The organism is Nostoc cf. edaphicum LEGE 07299 (genome assembly GCF_015207245.1).
GTDB lineage: Bacteria > Cyanobacteriota > Cyanobacteriia > Cyanobacteriales > Nostocaceae > Nostoc > Nostoc edaphicum_B.
Genome location: NZ_JADEXF010000851.1, coordinates 1 through 2,946 on the forward strand (window position 1 = coordinate 1; position 2,946 = coordinate 2,946).

A 2,946-nucleotide genomic window follows, 5' to 3' on the forward strand; every position below is an offset into this window, starting at 1 on the left:
GTGTAGTAGGTTCTCACCCAATGACGCAGCTGATTCGAGATGACTTGGCAAATTACAAAGTTGCGATCGCAGACCTTGAGCCTACCACTGATTTAGTACCGCCTGTATCTTCGATCATTGTCACTCAAGCCACAGGTGAACGCGCTGTGGTTTCGATCAATGCTGTCAAAACTCAAGCTAGCAGCGCATCTATCCCGCCAGATATTTTGCAGAATGTCAATATGGTACTGATTGATGGACATCAGATGGCGGTTGGTGATTCCATCGTTCAAATGGCTAAAGCCAATAATATCCCAGTAGCGATCGATGGTGGTAGTTGGAAGCCTGGATTTGAGCAAATTCTACCGTTTGTAGATTACGCTATCTGTTCAGCTAATTTTTATCCCCCCAACTGCCAAACTGGAGAAGACGTTTTTAGCTATCTCAGTGGATTTGACATTCCTCACATCGCCATTACCCACGGGCAAGAACCAATTGAATACTTGAGTGGCACTAAAACTGGTATCGTAGATGTGCCGCAGATTCAAGCGGTTGATACGTTAGGGGCTGGAGATATTTTTCACGGTGCTTTCTGTCATTACATTTTAAGGGAAAGCTTTACTGATGCACTGGCACTGGCAGCTAATATTGCTGCTGATTCCTGTAAATTTTTTGGTACTCGGCGCTGGATGGATTTAAGATAATTCGTAATTCGTAATTCGTAATTAGTTAAACTAAGTATCGCAGTGCGCCCCTAATCACATTATGCATATTTTTAGATAGGCCAAATTAATGAAAGATTTAGAAGAAATATTAGCGATCGCTCGTGAAATAGGTTGGGGCGCAGCAGATATACTGCGATCGTATTACGACGGCACAGCAAAAGACCCTGACTTAGAAATTCAATATAAGCAGAATGAGCCTGTCACTGTTGCCGATGTAGCTGTGAGTCAATACATTTTGCAGAGGCTACAAGCAACTTTGGGTAACGAAGATTTTGCTTACATCAGCGAAGAAACTTATCAATCGTCAAGTAGTGGTAGAAAGGCTTCTGCCCCTTGGGTATGGATAATTGACCCTTTGGATGGCACACGAGATTTTATCGAAAAAACTGGAGACTATGCAGTTCACATTGCTTTAGTCAAGGAAACACGCCCAGTGTTGGCAGTGGTGGCAGTACCAGAGGCTCAAAAGTTATATTACGCTACCAAAGGTGGGGGTACATTTGTAGAAACCCGTGACGGATCTGTTCCTTTACAAGTGTCTTCAGGTAAACGAATTGAGGATTTAACCTTAGTCGTTAGTCGCTCTCACCGCAACCAACGGTTAGATTATTTGCTACAAAACTTACCCTGTCAAAATCAGAAATCTGTGGGTAGTGTAGGTTGTAAAATTGCCACCATTGTCGAGCAACAGGCAGATATCTATATATCCCTTTCCGGTAAGTCTGCGCCCAAAGATTGGGATATAGCAGCCCCAGAGCTTATTTTAACAGAAGCTGGTGGTAAATTTACTCACTTCGATGGCACTCCGTTGCGGTATAACACTGGTGATATCAATCAATGGGGAGGTTTGCTAGCTAGTAATGGTGAATATCACGAAGTATTGTGTAAGAAAGCAGAAGGGGTTTTAGCGCAGTTTGACCATAGCTAATAGGGCATTTGAGAATGAATATTTTTTAATTTTCTTTTAAGATCGTTAATCATGGTATGATTAGGGCTACCATCGATAATAATCTTTACTCTTTAGTCCACAGCTTAATTTTCAAAACACTAAATACCTGGGCGATCGCAAGTTAATTACGATTTCCAATTAAAAGTGTAACTTTATATAGTACAAGCAAAAAAAGCCAGTCTTTAGAAAGTCTGCAAACCGTCTTTAAAGGTTTAATTTGTGAATAAAATTCACTATCAGACAATATTCAAAGGCTGAATGCTGTGCTACACTCATGGACATAAAGATTATTTTCGGTTGAGTAACTCGTTTTGATTTCTAAAAACCGTCTCTCCGAATTTAACTCTCTACACTCCCTGAATTCGGAGATTTCTATGTCAATTTACGTCGGAAACCTGTCCTATCAGGTTACAGAAGAGGACCTAAAGCAGGCTTTTGCAGAATACGGAACAGTAAATCGTGTTCAACTACCCACAGATCGGGAAACAGGCCGGCCTCGTGGGTTCGCTTTTGTGGAAATGGAATCAGACACACAAGAACAAGCTGCCATTGATGCACTTGATGGTGCTGAGTGGATGGGACGTGATTTGAAAGTGAACAAAGCTAAACCCCGTGAGGAAAGAAGTAACTCCTCTCGCGGTAGCTGGGGTGGCGGTAATAATGCCCGCCGCAACAATAATCGCTACTAAGTCGATTCCTGAAAATTTCACATTTAGAGTCTCCAGCAGATAAAGCCAAAGGCTCCATTCTGCTGGAATATTTTATTTGTTATGTAGTCCTGAACTATTCATCCACATTAAGGAGGAATGAGATGACAAAAGTAGTTTTAGGAGAGAATGAAGGTATCGAATCAGCCTTGAGAAGATTTAAACGGGAAGTTTCTAAAGCAGGAATTTTCCAAGATATGAGAAAAAAACGTCACTTCGAGACACCGATAGAAAAAGAGAAGCGTAAAGCAATTGCTAGGCACAAACAACGTCGTCAACAACGTTCTCGCTTCAATTAAAAGTCCAAGCAAATTTGCCCTTCGATTTGACATCTAGCCAGCATCTCTTCATTGTTGCCATACCTCCGACAAGCCACAAGTAATTAGGCACACATCAATCAATAAACAAGCTGCTCGTAGTAAGGCTGTACTGTTTTTTCAGCGCTATTAAGTGTATATATCAATACGGTTCAGTTAAGGCTAAAACTCTTTGTCAAAGTCAACTTTTTTAACGTAGACGCAAAGCGGCTTGCCGAAGGCTACCGCAGAGGCGCAGAGGAAACAGAGAGAAGAGAAAAAATGCTTAA

The 2,946-nt window shown here is 41.6% G+C and carries 4 protein-coding genes; all 4 read left to right on the forward strand.

Annotated elements, in window-relative coordinates; all coding sequences use genetic code 11:
- On the forward strand, positions 1-683 hold a 683-nt coding region (locus IQ229_RS21640), incomplete at its 5' end, for a PfkB family carbohydrate kinase (RefSeq protein ID WP_194047261.1).
- Between the two features lie 88 nt (positions 684-771).
- Complete coding sequence (locus tag IQ229_RS21645; protein ID WP_194047263.1) at positions 772-1,632, forward strand: 3'(2'),5'-bisphosphate nucleotidase CysQ family protein; 861 nt, start codon at positions 772-774, stop codon at positions 1,630-1,632.
- Between the two features lie 395 nt (positions 1,633-2,027).
- Complete coding sequence (locus IQ229_RS21650) at positions 2,028-2,342, forward strand: RNA recognition motif domain-containing protein (RefSeq protein WP_194047264.1); 315 nt, start codon at positions 2,028-2,030, stop codon at positions 2,340-2,342.
- Between the two features lie 122 nt (positions 2,343-2,464).
- Positions 2,465-2,659: a 30S ribosomal protein S21 gene (gene rpsU / locus IQ229_RS21655; RefSeq protein ID WP_194047266.1), complete on the forward strand. Its 195-nt coding sequence runs from the start codon at positions 2,465-2,467 to the stop codon at positions 2,657-2,659.
- The last annotated feature ends 287 nt before the right edge of the window (positions 2,660-2,946 follow it).

Excerpts from the sequence above, each read along its gene's own strand:
- IQ229_RS21645 (WP_194047263.1), top strand. The coding sequence starts at position 772 with ATGAAAGATTTAGAAGAAATATTAGCGATCGCTCGTGAAATAGGTTGG.
- IQ229_RS21650 (WP_194047264.1), top strand. The coding sequence starts at position 2,028 with ATGTCAATTTACGTCGGAAACCTGTCCTATCAGGTTACAGAAGAGGAC.
- rpsU (WP_194047266.1), top strand. The coding sequence starts at position 2,465 with ATGACAAAAGTAGTTTTAGGAGAGAATGAAGGTATCGAATCAGCCTTG.